The sequence below is a fragment of the Martinezella paranaensis genome (assembly GCF_014200235.1).
GTDB lineage: Bacteria > Pseudomonadota > Alphaproteobacteria > Rhizobiales > Rhizobiaceae > Rhizobium > Rhizobium paranaense.
On record NZ_JACHBI010000002.1, the window covers coordinates 295363 to 312172 of the forward strand.

Genomic DNA, 16810 nt, shown 5'->3' on the forward strand with positions numbered 1-16810 from the left:
ACAATTAGCTTGCCGCTCTTGGGCGTTTGACGTAGCTTTCGGCCCATGTCGACCATGGACCCCTTCGCAGCCATCGCGGATCCGAACCGGCGTTACCTGCTGGAAGAGTTGCGCCGCGCACCCAAAACGGTCAACGAACTGGCGCAGGGCTTGCCGATCAGCAGGCCGGCGGTGTCGCAGCATCTCAAGGCACTGCTCGACAGCAATCTCGTTTCCGTCACCACCGAAGGGACGAAACGCATCTACGCGGTCAACAGCCGCGGTTTCGACAAGCTCAATTTGTGGCTGGATCAGTTCTGGGCCTGAGATCGGCTCTCTGGCGCGCTCTGTAGCAATTTCCCGATCTTTCTCAGGAAAGTTGCGCCAACTCCCACTCCTCACGTTTTGAAGTTGGCGCATCCGTATCGACTGGGAGCAGTCACCGTCTCTTACAAGGGAATTGTTTCAGGGCCTTTCGGCCCGCCTGTCTTCCTTGCCACGACCGGTGGCTTCCGTCTCTGGAAGACGTTGCGTCAGTGAACTGACGATCGCAGACGTTGGATTTCGTCTTTGAGGCGCAGCTTCCTGCGCTTGATATCGGCTATTTCAGTATCATTGATAGAGGGAGATGTCAGTGCAGAATGCAGCTCCTCCTCGAGAGCGACATGTTTCTTTTCGAGCGATTCAAGATGAGCTTGAACAGTCATATGACCCTTCCTTCCTCTTACGATCCCTGGCCATCCATCGCCAAGGCTCTAGGTGTCAACCCTACCAGTGTGCCATAATATCGAACCCTTGTCGAAGGCGAAAACGTGGCCTATGAGCGGCAAATTCGTGATGAGGGATAACTTCCCGTTACCATCATTTGGTGATAGGAGCTTGCGGGATTCACGAGGCGGAACGAACACGGGTCCGCAGGGCATTGGGGACATGAGCATGGCCGATCAGGAACAGGCGGAAATCAGGCTGATCGTGGCGCGGTTGCGCCAGGAACATGAAGACTATGACGCCGCGATCGACGCCATGATCCAGACGGGCTGCGATGCGCTTCGCATCCAGCGCATGAAAAAGAAGAAGCTCGTCATCAAGGACAAGCTCACCAAGCTGGAAGACCAGATCATTCCCGACATTATCGCCTGAGGAGCAAGACGCGACGATGATGACAGAAAGACCACCCGTCGCCATCATCATGGGCAGCCAGTCCGACTGGGAAACCATGAAGAACGCCGCAGACACGCTGGAAGCGCTGGAAATCACTTACGACGCGCGCATTATCTCCGCACATCGTACGCCGGATCGGCTGGTGAACTTCGCCAAGGGCGCACGCGACGAAGGCTTTAAGGTCATCATCGCCGGTGCTGGTGGCGCCGCCCACCTTCCGGGCATGGCCGCCTCGATGACGCCGCTGCCGGTCTTCGGCGTACCGGTGCAGTCACGCGCCTTGTCCGGCCAGGACAGTCTTCTTTCCATCGTGCAGATGCCGGCAGGCATTCCCGTCGGCACATTGGCGATCGGCAAGGCCGGCGCGATCAATGCCGCCCTTCTTGCTGCCGCCGTACTGGCGCTCAGTGATGAGGATATCGCTGAACGGCTGGACGAATGGCGCGCCCGGCAGAGCGCTGCCGTTGCTGAATATCCGATGGACGACCTATGACCGCGAAAACGATTGGCATTATCGGCGGCGGCCAGCTCGGCCGCATGCTGGCCATGGCGGCGGCTCGCCTGAACTTCCGCACGATCATCCTGGAGCCGGAAGCTGATTGTCCCGCCGCGCAGGTAGCGAACGAGCAGATCGTAGCCGCCTATGACGATCGGGCCCCTCTCGCCGAACTAGCGAAGCGCTGCGACGTCGTCACCTACGAATTTGAAAACGTGCCGGTCGTCGCCGCCGAAAGGCTCGCCAAGGATATTGCCGTCTACCCGCCGCCAATGGCGCTGGAGATGGCACAGGACAGGCTGACCGAAAAGCGCTTCATCAACGATTGCGGCATTCCGACCGCTCGTTTTCACGCCGTCGACAGCCAGACCGATCTCGAAACGGCGCTTGCCGACTTCGGCGGCCAGGGCGTACTCAAGACCCGGCGCCTCGGCTATGACGGAAAGGGCCAGCGCGTCTATCGCTCGTCGGCCGACAGCGCTGAAGGCGGCTTTGCCGCGCTCGGCGGCGTTCCGCTGATTCTCGAAAGCTTCGTGGCGTTCGAGCGGGAGATCTCCATCATTGCCGCCCGCGGCTTGGACGGCACCATCGCCTGCTACGATCCGGCGGAAAATATCCATCGCAACGGTATTCTCCACACCTCCACCCTCCCCGCCAGCATCTCCGCCGAGACGGCGGCAGCGGCACGCGTGGCGGCGGAAAAGGTATTGGCCGCGCTCGGCTATGTCGGCGTCATCGGCATCGAGTTCTTCGTCCTCGCCGACGGCAGCCTGATTGCCAATGAAATGGCGCCGCGCGTTCACAATTCCGGGCACTGGACGGAAGCCGCCTGCGTCGTCTCGCAATTCGAGCAGCATATCCGCGCCGTCGCCGGCCTACCGCTCGGCAATCCAGCACGCCATTCCGACTGCGTGATGCAGAATCTGATCGGCGACGATATCCTTTCGGTTCCTGATTGGCTGAGCCAGGACGACGTGCTGGTGCATCTCTACGGCAAGACAAAGTCGCGTCCCGGCCGCAAAATGGGGCATATTACACAGCTTCGTCGCTAACAGCGCAGGGAAAAAACCCCTGACGTGGTTGACAGGGCTAAGGCGACGGGGTATTTGCTGCCCACCCTAAAGAGCGCGCCGTGAGCGCGCTTTTGATTGTTAAAGATACCGGGCGAATGTGACATTCCCCCTCAAACATCGCGGATCAGAAAAATGAAGATCAAGAATTCGCTCAAGTCGCTCAAGGCGCGTCACCGTGACAACCGTCTGGTCCGCCGTAAGGGCCGCATTTACATCATCAACAAGCTGAACCCGCGCTACAAGGCTCGTCAGGGCTGATTTTGCGTGGCGCCTGGCCACGGGCCGGGCGGACCGTTCGCGGTCGCTTGAGATGATCACATCAAAATTATTTTGATCTTCGACATTGGCGGGCTACTATGCCCGCCATGCGCATTTTTGCTTCGTCATATCTGGCACTGCCGATTCTCCTCGCCCTGACCGCCGCCACACCGCATATCGCCATGGCGGACGATTCTGATATCGTCGAGAAAAAAGATCCGAACGCCGCCTCCGGCACGCTCTCCTCGAAGCAGCAGATCGATAATCTCTTCATCGCTTTGAAGCGCCAGCGCAATCCCGATCAGGCGAGCCTCATCGCCGATCAGATTCGCATGGAATGGAGCGATTCCGGCAGCGCCACCATCAATCTCCTGATGCAATGGGCGGATAAGGCCATCCAGGAAAAGCGCAATGCCGCCGCCATGGATTTCCTCGACCAGGTGATCTCGCTGAAGCCGGACTACGCCGAGGGCTGGAACCGCCGCGCGACGCTGAATTACGCCATCGGTGACTATCGCAAGTCGATGGAAGACATCAATCAGGTGCTGCGGATAGAGCCGCGCCACTTCGGCGCGCTCGCCGGCATGGCCGCGATCTTGAGCGAAACCGGCAATGACGAGCTAACGCTGAAGGCTTGGGCACGCTTCCTTGAAATCTATCCGGCGAATCGCGCCGCCCAGGAGCAGTTTAATACCCTCTCCGAAAAGATCGCCGGTAGCCGAACCTAATGCATGTCGCGCAAAAGTGTGCGGCGGTTTTGCGAAAACGACATGCACAAACAAGGAGCTAAAGTGTGGGAGCGAATCTGAAAGATCGCGACGAGCTTTAGAGCATCTATTCGCTGACGGTCGCTCCGCCTGAAACGGAATGGTCTAGGATTTCTCAACAAAGGGCATATCTACAACACATGAGCGATCGTGAAAGTCGCATAGACCGATAGTTCCCATTATCTACTTTATACCGCAATGATCGATATTCTGCTTTGTGCCCTTGTTCTAATTCCTGCCGCCGCGGCCTGCTTTTCGGCCTATAAGACGCGCGCGATCGAACAGACTTATCCCAATATCGGCGAACTGACCGATATCGGCGAATTCCGCATGAACGCCCTGCATCTGGCGTGCCCGGTCACCGCCGACCTGCCGCCGCTGATCTTCATTCACGGCGCCAGCGGCAATCTGCGCGACCAGTTCGAAGCCTTTGCCGACCCGCTCGCCGGCCGGGCGGAAATGCTGTTCATCGATCGGCCCGGCCACGGTTATTCCGAACGTGGCGGCCCGGAAAATGCCCTGCCCTCCGGTCAGGCCGACGCGATCGCAAGATTGATGGAGAAACGCGGTATCGAGAGCGCCATCATCGTCGGCCATTCCTTCGGCGGCGCCATCGCCGCAGCCTTCGGCATGCGTCATCCCGACAAGACAACCGGCCTGCTCTTCCTTGCGCCGGCGACTCATCCGTGGCCGGGCGGAATCGACTGGTACTATACGCTTGCCGCCATGCCGGTCTTCGGCTGGCTCTTCGCCCATCTGGTGGTGATGCCGGTCGGTCTGCAGCGTGTCGAAAGCAGCACGCTCAGCGTCTTCCACCCCAATCAGCGCCCTGCCGATTACGTGGTGAAAACCGCACCGGAGCTGGTGTTACGGCCAAGAGCTTTTATCAATAATGCAGCCGACGTTGCCAATCTCTTAGCCTATGTCGTCGCCGAAGCACCGCGCTACCGCGAGATCACGCCGCCGACCGTCATCATCACCGGCGACAGCGACGATATCGTCATGGAAGAGCTGCATTCGCGCGGCTTGGCGCGCGACATCGCCGGCGCCGAACTTGTTACCATCCGTCATCTCGGCCACAAGCCGGACTATGTCGCGACCGACGTGGCCATCGCGGCAATGGAGCATCTCGCCGGCCAGTCACGCGATCTCCAGGCATTCGCTCAGGAAGCGGAAGCCCGCCTCGCCCGCCCGAAGACTACATTGCCGGCCGAAGCCACCGCCACTCAGGCAGTCACCAGTTCGTAGTTCGGCGCATCGGCAAACACCCGCCCCTGCGGCGTGGCATCCACCGTTTGCCGCACGGCTTGCAGCATGATCGAAGCCAGCCGTTCCGTCGCCGCGTTCGCTTCCGCTTCGGCGCGATGCAGCAAGAGGTCGAGCTTCGGCAGCGGCGGGAGGCCGGCTTCCCCTGGTGCCATGGGCCGCACCTTAACCGGCAGACCCAGCGGCGTGCGCACCGTCACGCCCAACCCCGCCGCCGTCGCAGCCCAGAGCCCACCAAGACTGGGGCTGACGAAGGAAATGCGCCAGCCGATGCCGGCATGGTCCAGCACCTTGGTCGCGATCGACCGCAGCAGGCAGGGCGCCTCCAATGATGCAAGCGGCAGCGGCTCGCCGCCATCGGCATGCCATTGGGTGGCACCATGCGCCGGCCCGACCCAGCACATCGGCACTTCGGCGATCCGATCGGTATGGGTCGTGCGAAAGCCGTCGCTCCAGGCAAGCGCCAGGTCGAGCTTGCCGGACGTCACGCGCTCGATGAGCTCTGCATTTCGCACCACACGCGCCTCGATCCGCACCTTCGGATGCGCGCGGGCAAAGCGGCCTAGTACCTCCGGCAACAGCGTCTCGCCGAAATCCTCCTGCAAGCCGAGCCGAACCCAGCCTTCCAGATCGGCACCATGGATCGCAGTCGCCGCCTCGTCGTTGAGATCCAGCAGCCGCCGCGCATAGCCGAGCATGGTCTCGCCGGCCTCCGTAAGCGCCAGCCCGCGCCCGGCCTTGCGGAAGATCGGCGTACCCGCCTGTTCCTCCAGTTTCTTGAGCTGCGCGCTGATCGCGGACGTCGAACGCCCGAGCCGTTCTGCCGCCTTGGCGAAGCTGCCAAGCTCCATGCCTGTCACGAAGCTGCGCAGGACGTCGAGGTCGAAGATAACTTTCCGCATGATCAACTATCCATATTTTCGGGATTATAAGTCAAATATTATCTGATTTTCCGAACTATTATCCCGTGGCATGGTGTGCTCGTCAAGTAGACCCGATGACAGGAGCACCCCATGCCATTCACTCGTATTTCCCTTCTCCGCGGCAAGTCGCCGGAATATTTGCAGGCGCTTTCGGATAATTTCCACCGCGCCATGGTCGAGACCTTCGACGTGCCGCCCACCGATCGCTTCCAGGAGATTCATCAGTTGGAGCCGAACGAGCTGATCTTCGACCGCACCTATCTCGGCGGCCCACGCTCGGACAACTACGTCTTCTTCCAAATCACGATCGGCAAGCCGCGCTCGACGGAAGTCAAGAAGGCCTTCTATCGCCGCCTCGTCGCCCTGCTTGCGGATGCGCCGGGCCTGCGGCCCGAAGATGTCATGATCAATATCGTCACGACGACGCGCGAGGACTGGTCCTTCTCGGACGGGATCGCGCAAATGATCGAACAGGCCTGACAACGATGAACCGGACAAGCATTCGACAGCCGTTGCCAATCCATCGCGCCGGCACCGCCATCCAGCGTTCGCCGGAAGGCATCGCTAACAGGCCCTTCTGGGTGGAGATGCTGGTTCAGGACAACGAGGACGGCGGGCTCACAGCCATGCGCTGTACGCTCGAACCCGGCACGATGACACGCTGGCACACCCATCCACACGGGCAAATCCTCTATGTTCTATCGGGTGTAGGCCTTGCGCAGCGTGACAACGAACCGGCCGAGGAACTGCGCGCCGGCGACTGCATAATCTTCGCACCCGGCGAGCGTCACCGACATGGCGCAACGCCGGACAGCACTTTCGCCTATATCAGCATCCAGGCTCAACAGAACGGCGCCGCCGTGACCTGGCTGGAGGATTGACCATGATTGCCATGCAATACAGCTTCACCCTGCCTGCCGACTACGACATGGCGATCCTCGACCGTCGCATCCGCGACAAGGGGCCCATGCTCGACAATTTTCCCGGTCTGAAGTTCAAGGCCTATCTCTCCGCCCGGAAAGGCGATGCCAGGACGGGAAGCCGCGAGAATCTCTATTCGCCCTTCTATGTTTGGGACAAGGATGAGGGGTTGAGCAACTTCATCTGCGGTCCCGGCTTTGCCGGGGTAACGGAGAGTTTTGGCCGGCCGCAGGTGAAGACCTGGATCGTCTGGCGCGCCGATATCTCGCCGGATATTCAAAATGCCCGGTTCGCCATCCGCGAGATCTTTCAAACGGGGCCCTATGCGCCGCTTGCCGAGATTCGTCAGCGCGAAAGCGATGACGCGACTGGCGAAGTCGCGCGCGGCGAAGCGCTTGCTTCCGTCGCCGCCTTCGAACCGACCAGTTGGACGCGGGTGCGTTTCCGTCTGCTTGCCGATCTGCCAAAAGACGTTTTGAGGCCCGGTGTCCAGATCTACGATGTCGGCCACCTTTCTTTGTCGGACGTTGGTTGAAGTGTCACCGGGACAAAGTCGTTGTTTTAAAGAGGACCGCAGCGTTTTATGGATTGAACAGCCTTTCCGCAGCAGAAGAGTGTTCCCTCCATGGTCGATATTGCAATGATTGAAGCCGCTCGCGACCGCCTCGACGGCCGCGCCCGGCGAACGCCACTTCTCTCCTCTCCTTTCCTCGATGAGATCGCCGGGCGGCGGCTGTTCGTGAAAGCGGAATGCCTGCAGCATACCGGCTCCTTCAAGTTTCGTGGCGGCTGGTCGGCGGTTTCGGGGCTGGAGCCCTCCGTGCGCGCGAGAGGTGTCATCGCCTTTTCCTCCGGCAATCACGCCCAGGGCGTGGCACTCGCCGCGCAACTGCACGGCGTGCCCGCCGTCATCGTCATGCCGACGGATGCGCCGAAGCTGAAGATCGCCAATACCCGCGCCTTCGGTGCCGAAGTCGTGCTTTATGACCGCATCAAGGAGGATCGTGACGAGATCGGTGCGCGGCTCTCCAGGGAACGCGGCCTGACGCTGATCAAGCCTTTCGACGAGCCGCTTGTCATCGCCGGCCAGGGAACGACCGGGCTGGAAATCGCTGAACAGGCAGCAGAAGAGGGCATCAATGCCACAACCGTGCTCGTCCCCTGCGGCGGCGGCGGGCTCACTTCGGGAATCGCGCTCGCACTGGAATCCCGCGCCCCCGGCTTCAAGGTCCGCCCCTGCGAACCCAAGAACTTTGACGACACGACACGCTCTCTCGCCTCCGGCAAGATTGAACGCAACGCTGCCCTGCAGGGCTCGATCTGCGACGCCATCATCACGCCACAACCCGGCAACATCACCTTTCCAATCCTGAAGCGCCTCTGCAGCCCCGGCCTCGTCGTAACCGATGAGGAAGCGCTGGACGCCATGGCGCTCGCCTTCACCCGCCTCAAGATCGTCGTCGAGCCCGGCGGCGCCGTAGCGCTGGCGGCGGCCCTCTTCCATGGCAAGGAGATCGACGGCGACACGGTCATCGCGGTCACCTCAGGCGGTAATGTCGATATGGACGTTTTCGAGACGGCGCTGCGCCATCACTAACGTTTAACTCGCCGCGCGACGATAAAGTGCCAGCGAACCGGCCAAAGCCAGGAGTGCGCCGCCGCAGGCGCGTTCCAGCCATTTCGTGCCTTCCGTCTTGAGGAAACGCACCGCCTGCGAGCCGAACGCGGCATAGCCGAACATGATCGCGAAATCGAGCGAGGCGAAGAGCAGCGCGAGGACGGCGTACTGCGGCATCTGCGGCGCGGCCGGATCGATGAACTGCGGCAAAAAGGCCGAGAAGAACAGATAGCCCTTGGGATTGGTCACCGCGACCATGAAGCTCTTCATCCCGATGGACAACAGCGTGCCCTTCCCCTGCCCGGCATTGGCCTTGAGCATGCCGTCGATCGTTCCCTTGGAACGCAGCATCATGATCCCGAGAAAAGCGAGATAGGCAGCGCCCGCCCATTTCAGCAAGGAAAACCAGAATTCCGAGGCCGCCAGCAACGCGCCAAGCCCGATGGCAACCGCGCCGATCAGCACGAAGTCCGACAGCACGGCACCAATCATGCCGGCGAGCGCACGGCGCACGCCGTAACGCGAACCGTTGGTCAGAGCCAACAGAACAGTCGGCCCCGGCGTCGCGATGCCGATGAAGGAGACGGTGGCAAAAGCAAGCAGCGTGGCAATGTGCATGATTTCCTCCCCATGGTTGTCGGAAACTTGCATGCACCGCTATGCTTGGCAAGCATGTGCTTTTGGTATCCCTGTGCTCGTCATAAATATTGAGTATGCCGCACTCTCCTCGACCTCATCACCACAGAGACCGATCGAGATCTTCATCGCCTTTTCTACACGATCAGCAGCACAGTACCGGTGCCAAGCAGAACCAGCGTCCAAACGAGATCCACATTGATCCAGGCGCTGCGCAATATTTCGAGCCCGACCCAGCGATAGACCGCCAGGGCAACGAGACTTGTGACCGCCAACATCGCAAATGTATGGACGCCGACCGCCGCGATCGTGATCGTGATCGTCGCGGACGCGTCCCCGCCGATGCCATGCAATGGCGATCCCGTTAGACAGAGCGGCATCAAGGCCGGCAGGAGCATGAGCCCCGCACCGTGAGCCGTCGCCATCAGGAATGACCAGAGCACAAGGCCTGCAAGCCCGGTGCGCATGCCGATGCGAACGCGGTGCCGGTGTCCGAAGAAATGATGCCAGAAAGCCCAAGCGACGAGGCCGACCCCGGTGACCAAGCGCACAACGCCCTGATCCACGAAAAGACCGACGGCAACGACGGCGCCGGCGACCAATGCGATGGACGCGACGTGGCCAAGGGCGATAGCAGGGACCGCCTTGACCACGGCGGCGGAACTCTGCCGGTGAACGCCGAGCGCCACGGCAAACAACCATCCCATCGCGGGATTGAGACCATGAAAGGCTCCCAATCCCGCCAGCAGCACCCAGGGCCAGAGTTCGTTCATGGGGCACCTCGCCCGGCTAATCTTCGCTCACGGATAACAATAGGAATCCGACGAACAGTCTCCACCCTCTAAGCGGACCTGATGCGGACGATGCGACTTCGGCCATTCGACGAAGAATTTCTCGTCGAAGGCAATGCCGCCCTCCTCTCCCGCATCAAGCTTCACCATCCAGCCGGAAAGTCCGTCGGGATAGAACTGCTCATCGATCGCGCCATAAAGCGAGTTGGTAAAATAGACGCGGCGACCGTCGCGGCTGATCTCGACCATTTGCGGACCGCCATTCAGCGCGCCATTCTTCGCTCCCGGGTGCGAAGCGCGTGAAATAATGCCACCGATCCGGACCTTACCCGTCAGCTTGGGCTTGAACGGATCGGACACATCGTACTGATGCAGGTCGCCGGTTCCCCAGCAGGCGACGTAGAGAAATCTGTCATCCATCGAAAGATCGATGTCGGTGACGAGCGGCGGCACGGCTTTGAAACCCTTGAGCATCGGCGGCAACTGCTCCGGATCGGCAGGCTCCGCCGGAATGTCGATCACCTTTGTCACCGCCCACTTTTCACCGTCACGGTGCCAGACCCATATCGATGAGGAGAGATCCTCGAGGCTGAGCACGCAATTGACAAAACCATAGGCCTTGGTCGGGTCATGCGCCGGTCTGAGTTCGAACACGAGTTGATACTTATCGCCGAAATCGATCGTCTGCAGATGCTTGCGCTTGTGCAGGTCCCAGAAATGCAGACGGCGGCCATATTTCGCGCCGAGCAGGACTTCCGGGATCAGGCCATTTTCGAAGGTATCCGGCGTGCCCCACTCGCTGGTCACGAGCGTGTCGTGACCAAGGTGCCACCAGACGTCATAGGAAAGCTGTTGCGGTCCACGATCCATTTCCCATTGACCGCGCACATCGAACGTCTCGTGATCCATGAGGAACACGCCGCCCGGCCCCTTCCCCTCGGCATTACCAAGGGCCGCGACGTAGATCCCTTCCGGTCCGCAATGAATGGTATGAGGCCTGGAATATCCGGCCCGCTCGGCGACTTCCCCGGGTTCGATGACCTTGACGATCGATGGCTTCCGACCATCGGGCTTGGTGTCGATGATATGGATGCGCGAGGACCTCAATCCCGGCACGACCAGATAGCGGCGCTCCGCATGCGGATGCGGCGCATTCGGGCAAAGGCAAGATGAACAGGCGTTCCAGCCGAAATGATGCAGCTCGTCACCGACATTGGGCATCGCGACGGAGGTGACGATCTGACCGTAAGAGGCGGATTTGGGATCGACATCGACGACCGCGAGCTCGTCGGGAACTGCGCGTGTCGGATCGAAGGCGACGACATAGGCAAGCGTCTCCGGGGCGGCCTTCATGGCCATGCGCGGTGACGGATAAAAGCTTGGATCGGGTTTCCACGTAACCATGTGAAGTGCTCCTGGCTCGCGTTTGCTGAACAATGACAATGTTCGCGAAATGCTTGCCGACAGCAGGCTCATCGCTGCCGACGGGGCAGGATCAAATGCTTCAATGGGATATCAATTCGAGACCGTTCCCGCGACTGAACAAGCCGCGGACGCAACCCTACCCAGGTAATTATCTCAGATAAAGGCGGTTTTGGGCAGCGTTATTCGCCGCCAATTTCACGGCGGTAGTCGGGCTATCTTTTTCAACACGAGGGTTGGAACGGCCGTGGTTGCTCCCTGATAACGCAAAAAGCCCGCCGCCTTTCTCAGGCAGCGGGCTTCGATATCAGTTAAAACCCGGCGATTACACGCCGGATTGGCCATCCGAGCCGATATAGGCGATACGGAGCATGTTGGTCGCTCCGGGAGTGCCGAGCGGCACGCCGGCCGAGATGATGATGCGGTCACCGGGCTTGCCGAAGCCTTCTTCTGCGACGATGCGGCAGGCATTGTTGACCATATCGTCAAGGTCCGTGGCGTCATGGGTGACGACACAGTGCATGCCCCAGACCACCGACAGGCGGCGTGCCGTCTGGATGATCGGCGACAGCGCCAGGATCGGAACCTGCGGGCGCTCACGCGAGGCGCGCAGGCCGGTCGTGCCAGACGAGGTGTAGCAGACGATAGCGGCGAGCTTCAGCGTCTCGGCAATCTGACGGGCAGCGAGCGAGATGGCGTCGGCGCCGGTTGATTCCGGCTGCGCGCGCTGGGCGTAGATGATGCCCGGATAGTGCGGCTCGCGCTCGATTGTGCTGGCGATCGAAGCCATTGTCGACACAGCCTCGACCGGATAGTCGCCCGAAGCGGACTCAGCCGACAGCATGACGGCGTCAGCGCCCTCGAAAACGGCGGTCGCGACGTCGGAGACTTCAGCACGGGTCGGAACCGGCGCCGAGATCATCGATTCCAGCATCTGCGTAGCGACAACGACCGGCTTACCGGAACGGCGGCAGGCACGAATCAACTGCTTCTGGATGCCGGGAACGGCTTCGAGCGGCATCTCGACGCCAAGATCGCCGCGGGCGACCATCAGCGCGTCGGAAAGCTCGATGATTTCCTCGATGCGCTCGACGGCCTGCGGCTTCTCGATCTTCGACATCAGACCGACGCGGCCACGCGAAATCTTGCGGACTTCAGACAGGTCTTCCGGACGCTGGATGAAGGAGAGCGCCACCCAGTCGACTTCATTGGTGGCGAGCACGGCGTCGAGGTCGGTACGATCCTTGTCGGTCAGCGCGCCGACGCCAAGCAGCGTATCCGGCAGGCTGACGCCCTTGCGGTCGGAAATCTTCGTGCCGGAAATGACGGTCGTGACAATGCTCTTGCCGTCGCACTTTTCAGCGCGAAGCGCGAGCTTGCCGTCGTCGATCAACAGCCGATGGCCGGGTTGGACCGACTCCAGGATTTCCGGATGCGGCAGGAACACACGGGTATTGTCGCCGGGCGTATCGCTGTTGTCGAGCGTGAAGGTCTGGCCGGGCTTGAGATCGACCTTGCCCTGGGCAAACTTACCGACACGCAGCTTGGGACCCTGCAAGTCGGCGAGAATGCCGATCGGACGACCACAGCGGGCCTCGACTGCGCGGATGCGCTGGATGAGCGTCCGCATCAGGTCATGGCTGGCATGGCTCATGTTGATGCGGAACAGGTCGGCACCAGCCTCATGCAGCTTCTGGATCATCTCCTCTTCGGAGGAAGCCGGGCCGAGCGTCGCTAGGATTTTGACTTTTCGGTTGCGTTTCATCAATTCTGGCTTTCTTGGCTGCCCGGGGTATCGGAGAGCTGAACCATCCAACTCGCCTGACGTCCCGTGTCGTATTCCTTGAATCCCATTTTCTGGTAACCGCGCGCGTAGCAATCTTTCACGCCTGGGATTTTGAATTCATTTTCCGCCACGCACATTTCGATATCGCCCGTCCAGCGGCCGCCGCGAGCTGCGTCTTCTGCGTAGAGGTAATAATAGCGGGACTGAAGCGGCCCTTCGATCAAAGTGGCGCAAGTGGTGGCCGGAACCTGCCACCATCCCTCGGTCACCCAGCCTTCCTTCGCACGATAGCCGATCGCCACACCCACCAGATTCTGCGTACCGTTGCAGACGCGAAAATCGGCATGAGCTGCATTTGGCATGAAGAAAAACGGCGCGGCGGCGGCAAGGATGAAAAATGCGAATCGGGCAAGCGGCCCTGACCGCGTAACGAAACTTGGCGCGACTTGGCTGGACACGGCTTCCAATGGGCTCCCGGTTATTCGTTGTTGCGTCTTCTTGCGCTGCCATCCAACGAATGTCAACGCAACTCTAATCGATTATATTTTCTTCACGGGATGGTAGCGGCGCCCTTAAGGCCCGCACCTCGCCGATGAAGAGGCCAAGCCTTGCACCTTCCGCCCGCCCATGCAATCAAACAACGGGCAGAAAATGCGGTAATCGACAATCCACATGAATGACTTCACATCTTTTGAGATCGTATCCGGCAATCGTGACAAAGGCATGGTCATCCTCGGGGATCATGCAATGCGGCACCTCCCCGAACGCTATGGGCGGCTCGGCCTGCCGGAAACTGCCTTTTCGCGGCATATCGCCTATGACATCGGCATAGAGGGTCTTTGCCGCCAGCTTTCGGCGCGGCTCGGCGTTCCCTCCGTGCTGGGCGGCTTTTCCCGCCTGCTGATCGATCCGAACCGCGGCGAAGACGACCCGACCCTGATCATGAAGATTTCCGATGGGGCGATCATCCCAGGCAATCATCCGATCACCGAGGAAGAGTGGAATTACCGCATCGAAGCTTTCCATCGGCCCTATCACCGCGCTGTGGCTGAAACGATCGCATCGGTCGCGGAGGCGACGGGCAAGGCGCCGCTGGTGCTGTCGCTGCACTCCTTCACCCCGGCCTGGAAGGGCGTCCCCCGCCCATGGCATGCAAGCGTGCTTTGGGACAGCGACGAGCGCGCCGTGCTGCCGCTTCTTGCAAAGCTCGGCGCCGACACCAATCTCGTTGTAGGCGACAACGAACCCTATGACGGGGCGCTGAGAAACGACACCATGTACCGCCATTGCATGGTCAAGGGCATTCCGCATGCGCTGCTGGAAGTCCGTCAGGATCTGATCGGCGACGAGGCCGGCATCAGCGAATGGGCCGAGCGGCTGGCACCGATCTTTTCAGCGATGAACGACGACCCGGCGCTGCACGAATACAAGCGCTATCCGTCGCGCACCGGCCCGTATGACGAGGCTTGAGGAGATAGAGATGACCGAGCTCACCAAGGAACAGCAGACCGAGCTGGAGGCAGCCGCCTTCCGTCGCCTTGTCGCGCATCTGCGCGAACGCAGCGACGTTCAGAACATCGACCTGATGAACCTCGCCGGTTTCTGCCGCAACTGTCTGTCCAATTGGTATCGCGAGGCGGCCGAAGAAGCGGGCCTGCCGGTGACCAAGGACGAATCGCGCGAAATGGTCTACGGCATGCCCTACGAGGACTGGAAAAATCTGCACCAAACGGAGGCTTCCGCTGTGCAAAAAGCCGCTTTTGAGCGGAACAGGCCGAAGGAATAGGGCCACTTCCATCGAGACGACTTGACCTCGCGCTTCATTCACGGCAGGTCAACGGCCCATCGAATTCAGGCCTCAAGGCCGCAAGAGAGGATATGACACATGGAAGAAGTGGCCACGACTGGCGACGTCAACGTAGCGGCGGCGGAACTCCGCCAGTTCATCGAGCGCATCGAGCGGCTGGAAGAAGAAAAGCAGACGATCGCAGACGATATCAAGGATGTGTTCGGGGAAGCGAAAGGCCGTGGCTACGACACCAAGGCTATGAAGACGATCATCCGGCTGCGCAAGAAGGACGCCAATGAGCGTCTCGAGGAAGAATCCATCCTTCAGACCTACATGGCCGCACTCGGAATGGAATAGTCACCCCTTCGGGCGGCCGTCACTCCAAAAGGCCGCCTGACACCTTCTTGCCAGTTCGATAACGCCCAGGCTTCGTACCTCCCCGCGAAACTTCGAATCCTCTATTTTCCTCGCAGCCACGTTCTCTCGCTACCGTGCTCACCGCACGCCTCGGCGGAAATGCGCCGGCCGCTCGAGGAGCAAACTTTCCCATTTGATAATCGATTGGCTCCGACCGGACCGCCTCACTCCAACGGCGCCGGTCATCGGAACGACATGTCGAGTAATCGATAAATTGTGAGATTGCAGGACGAAAAACCACCTAGAGTCGATCAGCTTGGGCAATAGTTCGATGAACGCCGGAAACAAGGGGGGAAACCGTCGTTTCCGGTTTCCGGATTTGCCTATTTCTATCGCTGTTAATTGTTAGTTAACCATAATTGCGTTTATGCTAAATATCGATGCCCGGGGCTTGATTTCAAAATGCGTCGCGTAATTTGCCCATGAATATAACGATAAACGATTGCCGCGATCCCAAAGATGCACTTAGTCAAAATAGCAGCGCTCGTAACATTGGCCGGTTTGGCGACCAGTTGCACGACAACGGGCGGGGTACGGCAATCGGCTGGTGCAGAAACACTCCCCAATGAGAAAGCACTGGCATTCCCGCCGCCCGGCGGCCCTGCCATCGTCAGCGTGGTCGAACGCCAGCACAAGGACGATGTGGAGCAGACGATTTCGCTCTCCACCTCATCGTCCGTTGCCGGTCAGAACTTCCTCAAGGTACAGTTTCTCGGCGTGACTGGCTCGAACCCGGGACTGGGCAGCACACCTTATAAAATGATCAGTGACGGTGCGATCGCCAGTGAGATGGCGGCGACGATACCAGGCGTTCGGCTCGCTCGCTCCGCAACCTTCGTGCAAAACATCTACGGCCCCTTCGGTTATGCCTCGGGTCAGAGCCGGGCGGGCGACACCTGCATTTATGCCTGGCAGCAAATCCGCGCAGGTCGTTCCGTGCCGGTGGAACAGCGCAATTTCAGCATGGTCCAGGTCAGGCTCCGGCTCTGCGATGCGCAAGCAAACGAGCGGCAACTTCTGAGCACCGTCTACGGCTACACGATCGCCGGCGGTTTCGAAGGTGAGGCCTTGAACCCCTACGGTGCCCCGCGAGGAGCCGAAACTTTGCTCGGTCACCCTGGCGATCCGATTTATCCGGACCCAGGCGGCTACCGCAATGGAGGGACGCCCATCGGCTACGAACCGCGCCCCGTTGTCGTTCGCCCCGCAATTGTCAGGCGCCAGACCACGGTCCAGCCGCCAGCCGCTGCCACCGTGGCTGTACCTCAGGTAGTCGGTCCTCGCGTGCCATTGCCCGATCCGCAAGGCAGTGTGCCCCAGACAGGTGTCACAACCGTGCCGGCACCGATACCGGGGCAGGTTCAGCCAAGGATGACGGCCCCCAGCGGTACGATCGTACCGTCGCCAGACTGTATCGGCGACGCGGCCACGACCGCTGCCTGCCGGAGATAATGAAATAACCTGGAAGCGCCGACAGGCGCTCGGCTCAGCGCCATTAAAGGGACGT

22 protein-coding genes are annotated in these 16810 nt (G+C 60.4%); 15 read left to right on the forward strand and 7 right to left on the reverse strand.

Going from position 1 to position 16810, the window contains the following annotated elements; genetic code table 11:
- Positions 1-45: 45 nt before the first annotated feature.
- Entirely contained in the window at positions 46-306 is a 261-nt protein-coding gene (locus GGD50_RS07480) for an ArsR/SmtB family transcription factor (RefSeq protein ID WP_107109154.1), read from the forward strand.
- Between the two features lie 206 nt (positions 307-512).
- On the opposite strand, the gene GGD50_RS07485 is transcribed toward GGD50_RS07480, so the two are convergent.
- Positions 513-686, reverse strand: coding sequence for a YdcH family protein (locus GGD50_RS07485; RefSeq protein ID WP_081670329.1), 174 nt, complete (start codon positions 684-686; stop codon positions 513-515).
- A 229-nt stretch (positions 687-915) separates the two neighbouring features.
- Between GGD50_RS07485 and GGD50_RS07490 the strand changes: the two genes are divergently transcribed.
- From GGD50_RS07490 to GGD50_RS07515, 6 genes are all read left to right on the forward strand, one after another.
- Positions 916-1119, forward strand: a complete 204-nt coding sequence (locus tag GGD50_RS07490) for a YdcH family protein (protein ID WP_028752913.1) — start codon at positions 916-918, stop codon at positions 1117-1119.
- 19 nt (positions 1120-1138) lie between these two features.
- Positions 1139-1633 (forward strand): 5-(carboxyamino)imidazole ribonucleotide mutase, encoded by a 495-nt coding sequence (gene purE / locus GGD50_RS07495; RefSeq protein ID WP_181316104.1) that lies wholly within the window; start codon positions 1139-1141, stop codon positions 1631-1633.
- Entirely contained in the window at positions 1630-2688 is a 1059-nt protein-coding gene (locus tag GGD50_RS07500) for a 5-(carboxyamino)imidazole ribonucleotide synthase (protein ID WP_107109156.1), read from the forward strand. The genes purE and GGD50_RS07500 overlap by 4 nt, the downstream gene beginning before the upstream one ends.
- A gap of 153 nt (positions 2689-2841) precedes the next feature.
- On the forward strand, positions 2842-2967 hold the full coding sequence (gene ykgO, locus GGD50_RS07505; protein ID WP_003582204.1) for a type B 50S ribosomal protein L36: 126 nt from the start codon (positions 2842-2844) through the stop codon (positions 2965-2967).
- 98 nt (positions 2968-3065) lie between these two features.
- Positions 3066-3695 carry a tetratricopeptide repeat protein gene (locus GGD50_RS07510; protein ID WP_107109157.1) on the forward strand — a complete coding sequence of 210 codons (630 nt, stop codon included), beginning with the start codon at positions 3066-3068 and terminating at the stop codon, positions 3693-3695.
- 237 nt (positions 3696-3932) lie between these two features.
- Entirely contained in the window at positions 3933-4982 is a 1050-nt protein-coding gene (locus GGD50_RS07515; protein ID WP_107109159.1) for an alpha/beta fold hydrolase, read from the forward strand.
- Here GGD50_RS07515 and GGD50_RS07520 read toward each other — a convergent pair.
- On the reverse strand, positions 4961-5902 hold the full coding sequence (locus tag GGD50_RS07520; RefSeq protein WP_107109160.1) for a LysR substrate-binding domain-containing protein: 942 nt from the start codon (positions 5900-5902) through the stop codon (positions 4961-4963). The genes GGD50_RS07515 and GGD50_RS07520 overlap by 22 nt on opposite strands.
- Before the next feature lie 111 nt (positions 5903-6013).
- Between GGD50_RS07520 and GGD50_RS07525 the strand changes: the two genes are divergently transcribed.
- The 4 genes from GGD50_RS07525 to GGD50_RS07540 all read left to right on the forward strand — a co-directional run bounded on the left by GGD50_RS07525 (position 6014) and on the right by GGD50_RS07540 (position 8441).
- Positions 6014-6403 carry a tautomerase family protein gene (locus GGD50_RS07525; RefSeq protein WP_107109161.1) on the forward strand — a complete coding sequence of 130 codons (390 nt, stop codon included), beginning with the start codon at positions 6014-6016 and terminating at the stop codon, positions 6401-6403.
- A gap of 5 nt (positions 6404-6408) precedes the next feature.
- The gene (locus GGD50_RS07530) at positions 6409-6804 is read left to right on the forward strand and encodes a cupin domain-containing protein (protein WP_107109162.1); all 396 of its coding nucleotides are present in this window, start codon (positions 6409-6411) and stop codon (positions 6802-6804) included.
- 2 nt (positions 6805-6806) lie between these two features.
- Positions 6807-7379 (forward strand): DUF4865 family protein, encoded by a 573-nt coding sequence (locus GGD50_RS07535; protein WP_107109163.1) that lies wholly within the window; start codon positions 6807-6809, stop codon positions 7377-7379.
- 90 nt (positions 7380-7469) lie between these two features.
- Positions 7470-8441, forward strand: a complete 972-nt coding sequence (locus GGD50_RS07540; protein WP_107109164.1) for a threonine ammonia-lyase — start codon at positions 7470-7472, stop codon at positions 8439-8441.
- A 3-nt stretch (positions 8442-8444) separates the two neighbouring features.
- Here the strand turns inward: GGD50_RS07540 and GGD50_RS07545 are convergent, their stop codons facing one another.
- The 5 genes from GGD50_RS07545 to GGD50_RS07565 all read right to left on the reverse strand — a co-directional run bounded on the left by GGD50_RS07545 (position 8445) and on the right by GGD50_RS07565 (position 13564).
- Positions 8445-9080 carry a LysE family translocator gene (locus tag GGD50_RS07545; protein ID WP_107109464.1) on the reverse strand — a complete coding sequence of 212 codons (636 nt, stop codon included), beginning with the start codon at positions 9078-9080 and terminating at the stop codon, positions 8445-8447.
- Positions 9081-9235: 155 nt separating this feature from the next.
- A complete protein-coding gene (locus GGD50_RS07550) occupies positions 9236-9871 on the reverse strand; it encodes a hypothetical protein (protein WP_107109165.1) in 636 nt (211 codons plus the stop codon).
- A 27-nt stretch (positions 9872-9898) separates the two neighbouring features.
- Positions 9899-11293 (reverse strand): selenium-binding family protein, encoded by a 1395-nt coding sequence (locus GGD50_RS07555; protein WP_107109166.1) that lies wholly within the window; start codon positions 11291-11293, stop codon positions 9899-9901.
- 343 nt (positions 11294-11636) lie between these two features.
- Entirely contained in the window at positions 11637-13076 is a 1440-nt protein-coding gene (pyk, locus tag GGD50_RS07560) for a pyruvate kinase (RefSeq protein WP_107109167.1), read from the reverse strand.
- Positions 13076-13564, reverse strand: a complete 489-nt coding sequence (locus GGD50_RS07565) for a DUF1036 domain-containing protein (protein WP_028752900.1) — start codon at positions 13562-13564, stop codon at positions 13076-13078. The genes pyk and GGD50_RS07565 overlap by 1 nt, the downstream gene beginning before the upstream one ends.
- Positions 13565-13769: 205 nt before the next feature.
- Here GGD50_RS07565 and GGD50_RS07570 point away from each other — a divergent pair, with 205 nt between their 5' ends.
- From GGD50_RS07570 to bcsN, 4 genes are all read left to right on the forward strand, one after another.
- A complete protein-coding gene (locus GGD50_RS07570) occupies positions 13770-14567 on the forward strand; it encodes an N-formylglutamate amidohydrolase (RefSeq protein WP_107109168.1) in 798 nt (265 codons plus the stop codon).
- 10 nt (positions 14568-14577) lie between these two features.
- A complete protein-coding gene (locus GGD50_RS07575; RefSeq protein WP_107109169.1) occupies positions 14578-14883 on the forward strand; it encodes a DUF1244 domain-containing protein in 306 nt (101 codons plus the stop codon).
- 99 nt (positions 14884-14982) lie between these two features.
- Positions 14983-15243, forward strand: a complete 261-nt coding sequence (locus GGD50_RS07580; protein ID WP_064683289.1) for a DUF2312 domain-containing protein — start codon at positions 14983-14985, stop codon at positions 15241-15243.
- Positions 15244-15762: 519 nt separating this feature from the next.
- The gene (bcsN, locus tag GGD50_RS07585; RefSeq protein WP_107109170.1) at positions 15763-16755 is read left to right on the forward strand and encodes a cellulose biosynthesis protein BcsN; all 993 of its coding nucleotides are present in this window, start codon (positions 15763-15765) and stop codon (positions 16753-16755) included.
- Positions 16756-16810 lie beyond the last annotated feature (55 nt).